Raw genomic sequence first — 6,156 nt, forward strand, 5'->3', positions numbered from 1 at the left:
TCAAGAGGAACGCAATGCCTGTACGCTCGCGAGAAATCCACGCGCTGTCCTCCCGCATCCAGCTGCCCGTCCTGCGCAAGCTGCTGTCCATCATAGATGGGCACCACTCCGCGCTTCGGCATGGACGCGGATGGGAGTTCATGGACTTGGCTCCCTACCAGCCGGGCGATGATGTGCGTGAAATCGACTGGGCGGCGACAGCCCGGACGGGTTCGCCCATCATCAAACGGCACGAGGCTACGGCGAACCTGCAGGTCATGCTCGTTGTTGATACCGGTCGTGAAATGGGCGCGCTCGCCCCCTCGGGCGAGACGAAGGAAGAGGTTGCCTTGGCGGCGTGCGAGGTCATCGCATGGCTGAGCGCGGCCCGCGGAGACCAGATCGGCCTCGTCGCCGGTGACGACAAGCGCGTGCGTTTCATGCCCGCCCGCTCCGGCAACGCGCATGCGGAGACGCTGCTGCGCCGCATCGAAGAGGACATCACCCTGCGCTCCCCGCATGCGAACGTCGCGAAGCTCCTGGCTCGGGCCAGGACGATCACGCGTCGGCGCAGCCTCATCGTCATCGTCACGGACAGTACGCAGCCCACTGCGTCCCCGGAGTCGAGCGACCTCATCAAGTCCATGTCCGCGCGCCACCAGGTGATTCTCATCAGCGTCGAGGATATCGATCCAACGACCCTCTCAGAGGGGACGGAGGTCGTTGACGTCAACGAGGGGCCGCTACCGGATTTCCTGCTTAGGGATCACCAGTTGGCGGGGGAAGCAGCCAACGTCATGGCGATGCGGCGTGCCGCGGTCGCGCGGATGCTCGATGAGAGGGGTGTCATCCACGTGGACGTGTCATCCAGTGAGGATATTCCTCGTGCGCTCATGCGTGCTCTTGAAAGGGGAGTTCATGTCCGGTGAGGTCACAGACGACCTGTTTAATCCGATCATCTATCCGCATTGGATGTGGGTCCTCGGGGTCACGCTCGTCGTCGCCGTCGTTGGCTGGGTGTGTTTCTGCCTGTGGAGGTGGTGGACGTCCCGCATTGGTGAGGTGATGGAGCTACAGACGATTTCGGATGCGCGGCGCAAGAAGTATCTGTCGTACGTCGATCAGATTGCGGATCGCTACGCCGACGGCGACCTGGACGCTCGCGGCGTGCACCTGGCGTTGGCGGGACTCATGCGTGCGCTGGGCACGGAACGCACCGGGCGTGACCTCGAGGTCGCAACCGTGTCCGAGGTGCGTGAACTCGTACCCGTGTGGCCGGGGCTGGCGGATGTGCTTGCGGCGTGCGAGGCCTCGAGCTTTACGAGCCAGGATATTCCGGCTGGGCGCTCCTCGCACGAGGCTGTGACGCGCGTTCTGACCATGGCGGTGGAGGCGGTGAACGTATGAGGTTCTGGTGGATGATTCCCCTCGTCGTCGTAGTAGTGGCTGGCGTCACTCTGCTTGGTTGGTGGCGTGCGCGCCGCGCGGGTCAGAGCGCCGGCAGGAAGGGATGGGTCGCGAACTCCGGTTTCGTACGAGGCCTGCCGAAGTATCAGGCTCTCGTGCGGCGTACGCGTGCGGCCCTCGCGATGGCTTTCGTGTGCTTCCTCGTCGCGGTTATCGCGACCTCGGTGTCTGCGGCCGCTCCCGTCGATACGTACGTCAAGCACGATAAATCCTCGAGCCGCGACATCGTCATTTGTTTGGATGCGTCGGGTTCGATGCTGCCCTACGATTCGGAGATCGGCGACTCCTTCAAGCAGATCATCTCGCACTTCGAGGGTGAGAGGATTTCGTTGCAGCTGTGGAATACATACTCGATGACGATGTTCCCACTCACCGACGACTACGAGATGGCCGATGACGTGCTGACGGATATGGCCGACAAGATCGACAAAGGGCTGGCGTATGGTTCCTCATTGAATGGGGATGAGGATGAGCTGGAGCGGTACCTGACGCCGACGTTCCCCAAAGAGGATGAGAAACGCGCCTCTCTGGTCGGTGACGGCCTGGCTTCGTGCATCCTCGGCTTCGACCATACCGACAAGCAACGTTCCCGCACGGTCCTGCTGGCGACCGATAACGAGGTGTACGGCCATGGTATTTACACCCTGCCGCAAGCCATCGAATTCGCGAAGAGCCAGAACGTGACCGTCACGGCACTGTACCCCGGCTCGGTGACGAACCTGTCCGCCGACGGCATGCAGTTGCGCGATCAGGTGCGTGCCACGGGCGGAGAGTTCTATGATGCATCATCTCCCTCCGCCGTTGACGGGGTTGTCAAGCAGATCGAGGCCGAGCAAAAGGAAGAACTGGATTCCAAGGGGAAACTGATTGAGACTGATCGCCCGCTGGGGGCCCTTGGCTGGACGCTCTTTGGTGTCGTCTCCTTGCTCGGCCTGCTTGCCTTTGGGAGGCTCTGACATGGTTTTTCGTCCCGTCATTCACCTGATTGTGCTGGTCGTCATTGCGCTGGTTGCGGCGACCTTCGTCTTTCTGTCGGCTCGTCGGTCACTGCGCACGAACCTGATGGACGTTATTAGGCGCTCGCTCATTGCCGTCGTCGTCATCATCATGGGTGCGGGTCCCTCGATTCCTGGCACAATCATTGAAGTCACCTCAAATATCGAGGTCTACTTCGTCATCGACCGCACCGGCTCGATGGGGGCCGAGGACTGGGACGGGGAGAATCCCCGTATCGATGGCGTCCGCAACGATGTTGCCACACTCATGGGTGTCCTCACGGGCGCGCGGTACTCGATTCTGTCGTGGGATTCGAGCGTGCACACGGACATGCCGTTGACGACTGACTCCTCTGCGGTCGCGTCATACATGGCGACGTTCACCCGTGAGCTGTCCTCCTCGTCGCAGGGGTCCTCGATCAACCGTCCCGCAGCGGACCTCGCGAAGCTTCTGAAGAAAAACAAGGAACGCCACCCCGAAAATATTCGTACCGTTTTCATCCTCTCCGACGGCGAAACCTCGAACCAGGATCACTGGTCCAGCGCTCCCAGCGGCGCCGAGGACGACTGGGATGACGTCAAGCCCTACATCGACGGCGGCCTCGTCATCGGCTACGGAACCGAGGAGGGCGGCAAGATGAAGGTGGTCCGCCTCAGCAACGCGGGGGCACAGAGTGGCGACGACGAATACATTCACGACAAGTCCCAGCCCGGTGCCCCCATCGCCATCTCGCGCATCGACGAAGCCGCCCTCCAAGGCGTCGCGTCGCGGATCGGCGTCAGTTACGTGCATTCGCCCGACAAGTCCGCGATTGACTCCTACGCGCGTTCCATCCTTGACGACGCGTCAAAGCTGTCCGAAGAGCGAAACAAGCGCGACACGTACCGCTACATCATCTGGCCCTTCGCCCTGATCCTTGGAGGACTCTTGGCGTGGGAGGGTGCAACCCTGGCACTGCGAGCCCAACAGTTGAGGAATTCCCATGCGATCTAAACACTCAGCAAGCGACGAAGACCTCCTGCCGTTCGGTGCCCCTCAGGGCGACTCCGGTGACTTCGCCGCGTCCGCGAAGCGCGCCTCTGCCTCGTCCGGTACGCGCCAGCGCTCACCGCTGGCGCTCCGCCCGCTGTGGTATTCGATTCCCTTCCTCGTGCTCGCCCTCCTGGCCGCCACGTATCTGATCGGCTTGACTCTGTGGTCGCGTTCCTCCCTGGGCCACTGGAAGGCACAGGAATACGAGGCCGCGAAGGCCGGGTACGAGGGACAGATGGGCTGGACATCCGTCGGTGTCGAACAGTGGGTCGCCCACTACAACCTGGGTACCACGCTGCTGACCGAGGAGTCCGTGGACGAGGGTGTCGCCGAGCTGCGCACCGCATTCGAGTTGGTTCCCAAGAGCATCGAGGTAGAACCTGGACGTCTGGAGTCTTCCTCCTACGAATGCCGCGTCCGCGCAAACCTGGGGCGTGGTATCGAAATGCAGGGAGATGCCAAGGACGCGGAAGACGCGAACCTCGACGCATACAACCTGTATGCGGAAGCGGAAGAGATGCTGTCGCCCTGCCAGACGCCTGCGAACCAGCTGAGTTCAACGGGTGCCGACACCAACCCCGCTGACCGAGGCAAGGAACGCACGTCGGACAAGAAGCAGAAATCCGACAAGAAGAATAAGGGAGAGGATCCCAACGGAGATCCTAGCGGGGATCCCAACGAGGACCCCATTAAAGGTGACGATCCGAGCAACAACGAGGACCCAGAGTCGACCCCCAGCCCAAGTCCCACCTCGACGCCTACACCGACAGAGGATCCCTTCGCGGGTGAGAACGGCGATCAGAAGCAGCGTCGTGAGGACCTCATTCACCAGAATGACGAACACAACCGTGATCAGCGTGAACAGGACGATAAGGGGCGTAGTGGTAACCCTAACGGTGCCTGGTGACTTGCGCATCCGCGTCTCATTGTGGCTGTGAAGTGCAGCCATAAAATCCCATGTCGGCCCGTTGGACCGCCAAACACCGTTAGGCTGGAATCGTGAAGGTTCTTCTCGTTGGTAACGGGGGTCGCGAACACGCGATCGCCCGCGCGCTTGTGCGAACGTCCACCCCTGAGCAGCCCGTGTCGTTGGTCGTCCAGGCCGGTAACCCGGCGCTGGAGCAGCTGGGCCGTTCACTGACCATGGATCCGCTCGATCCGAAGGACGTCGTGCGTCGCGCGACCTCTGAGAAGGTCGATCTCGTGGTTGTTGGCCCCGAGGCCCCGCTCGTCGCGGGCGTCGCGGATGCGGTTCTGGACTACGGTATCCCCGTTTTTGGCCCGACGAAGGACGCGGCCCGTCTGGAGGCCTCCAAGTCCTTCGCGAAGCAGATCATGGCGGACGCCGGCGTGGCGACCGCCCGTTCCTTTACCTGCACCACCATGGAACAGGTCGAGGCTGCCTTCGATGTCCTTGGTGCCCCCTACGTCGTGAAGGATGATGCCCCGGCCGCTGGCAAGGGGGTCGTCGTGACCACCGATCGTGCCCAGGCCTCGTTCCACGCGCGCTCTTGCCTGTCACGCGACGGGGGAGCGGTCGTCATCGAGGACTACCTCGACGGCCCCGAGGTCTCTCTGTTCTGTTTCGCCGATGGTGCCACCGTCGTCCCGCTGCAGCCCGCGCAGGACTTCAAGCGCGTGGGCGATGGCAACGAGGGTCCGAACACGGGTGGCATGGGTGCCTACAGTCCGCTCCCGTGGCTGCCTGAGGAAGCAACGCAGCGCATCGTCGACGAGGTCGCCCAGCCCGTCATCACCGAGATGGCCCGGCGCGGCACCTCCTTCCGAGGCCTCCTGTACTGTGGCCTCGCGATGACTTCGAAGGGGATCCGCGTCGTCGAATTCAACGTGCGTTTCGGCGACCCGGAAACCCAGGTGGTCCTTGAGCGCCTTGACTCTCCGCTCGCCCCCATCCTGTACGCGGCGGCCACTGGCACGCTCGCGAAGGTTCCCGCCCCCGTCTGGAGCGAGGATGCCGCCGTCACAGTCGTCATGGCCTCGGGCGGATACCCGGGTCGCACGGACATCGGGCACCCCATCACCGGTATCGAGGCGGCCGAGGCATTGGCTGGCGTCCACGTCATCCACGCCGGCACCTCCGAGGAGATCACCGACGACCCCGCCGACGTTGCGGCCGGGTGCTGCGGTTTTGAACCGACCTACGCGCTGGTGAATTCGGGCGGTCGAGTCCTCGACGTCGTCGCCCGTGCGGCCACGCTCGACGAGGCTCGCGCTCTGGCTTACCGGGGCGTGGAACTCATTCACTTCGACGGCGAGCACCACCGCAGCGACATCGCGACGTGGCCTGCTGACTTGGCCGTCACCCTCGACTGATCACACGACACTGAGGAGCATTATGCCCGCTTCCCTGCACGGTTGGACCCCCCTGAACTCGGGGAAGGTTCGCGACATCTACGCTCCCGACGAGGCCGTGGTCGGCCCCGCGCAGGAAGCGACGCCCGCCGAGGGCCGTCCCCGCCACGCGAAGGCGGGTCCGGAGGCGCTCCTCATGGTGACCTCTGATCGCATCAGCGCCTACGACTACGTGCTGCCCACGCAGATCACGGGCAAGGGCGCGGTCCTCAATCAGCTTGCCATCTGGTGGATGGGCAAGCTGCGTCCGCTCGTGGAGAACCACCTGCTGGCCGTCGGTACGAAGGCCCCGGCCGAGGCCTCGAGCGC

The 6,156-nt window shown here is 63.3% G+C and carries 7 protein-coding genes; all 7 read left to right on the forward strand.

Annotation, left to right across the window (positions count from 1 at the left end; translation table 11 throughout):
* Positions 1-14 precede the first annotated feature (14 nt).
* Positions 15-908, forward strand: a complete 894-nt coding sequence (locus QZ149_RS06410; protein WP_291450495.1) for a DUF58 domain-containing protein — start codon at positions 15-17, stop codon at positions 906-908.
* Positions 898-1,386 (forward strand): hypothetical protein, encoded by a 489-nt coding sequence (locus QZ149_RS06415; protein WP_291450496.1) that lies wholly within the window; start codon positions 898-900, stop codon positions 1,384-1,386. The genes QZ149_RS06410 and QZ149_RS06415 overlap by 11 nt, the downstream gene beginning before the upstream one ends.
* Positions 1,383-2,402 carry a hypothetical protein gene (locus QZ149_RS06420; protein WP_291450497.1) on the forward strand — a complete coding sequence of 340 codons (1,020 nt, stop codon included), beginning with the start codon at positions 1,383-1,385 and terminating at the stop codon, positions 2,400-2,402. The genes QZ149_RS06415 and QZ149_RS06420 overlap by 4 nt, the downstream gene beginning before the upstream one ends.
* A 1-nt stretch (position 2,403) precedes the next feature.
* Positions 2,404-3,435 carry a VWA domain-containing protein gene (locus QZ149_RS06425; protein WP_291450498.1) on the forward strand — a complete coding sequence of 344 codons (1,032 nt, stop codon included), beginning with the start codon at positions 2,404-2,406 and terminating at the stop codon, positions 3,433-3,435.
* On the forward strand, positions 3,425-4,381 hold the full coding sequence (locus QZ149_RS06430; protein ID WP_291450499.1) for a hypothetical protein: 957 nt from the start codon (positions 3,425-3,427) through the stop codon (positions 4,379-4,381). The genes QZ149_RS06425 and QZ149_RS06430 overlap by 11 nt, the downstream gene beginning before the upstream one ends.
* A gap of 92 nt (positions 4,382-4,473) precedes the next feature.
* Positions 4,474-5,808: a phosphoribosylamine--glycine ligase gene (gene purD, locus QZ149_RS06435; protein ID WP_291450500.1), complete on the forward strand. Its 1,335-nt coding sequence runs from the start codon at positions 4,474-4,476 to the stop codon at positions 5,806-5,808.
* Between the two features lie 22 nt (positions 5,809-5,830).
* Positions 5,831-6,156, forward strand: a 326-nt coding sequence (locus tag QZ149_RS06440; RefSeq protein ID WP_291450501.1) for a phosphoribosylaminoimidazolesuccinocarboxamide synthase, incomplete at its 3' end; no start/stop codon positions are given.

The sequence above is a fragment of the Actinomyces sp. ICM47 genome, from assembly GCF_905369875.1.
Lineage (GTDB): Bacteria > Actinomycetota > Actinomycetes > Actinomycetales > Actinomycetaceae > Pauljensenia.

Coding starts and splice junctions, on each gene's coding strand:
- QZ149_RS06420 (WP_291450497.1), top strand. CDS start 1,383: ATGAGGTTCTGGTGGATGATTCCCCTCGTCGTCGTAGTAGTGGCTGGC.
- QZ149_RS06410 (WP_291450495.1), top strand. CDS start 15: ATGCCTGTACGCTCGCGAGAAATCCACGCGCTGTCCTCCCGCATCCAG.
- QZ149_RS06425 (WP_291450498.1), top strand. CDS start 2,404: ATGGTTTTTCGTCCCGTCATTCACCTGATTGTGCTGGTCGTCATTGCG.
- QZ149_RS06430 (WP_291450499.1), top strand. CDS start 3,425: ATGCGATCTAAACACTCAGCAAGCGACGAAGACCTCCTGCCGTTCGGT.
- QZ149_RS06415 (WP_291450496.1), top strand. CDS start 898: ATGTCCGGTGAGGTCACAGACGACCTGTTTAATCCGATCATCTATCCG.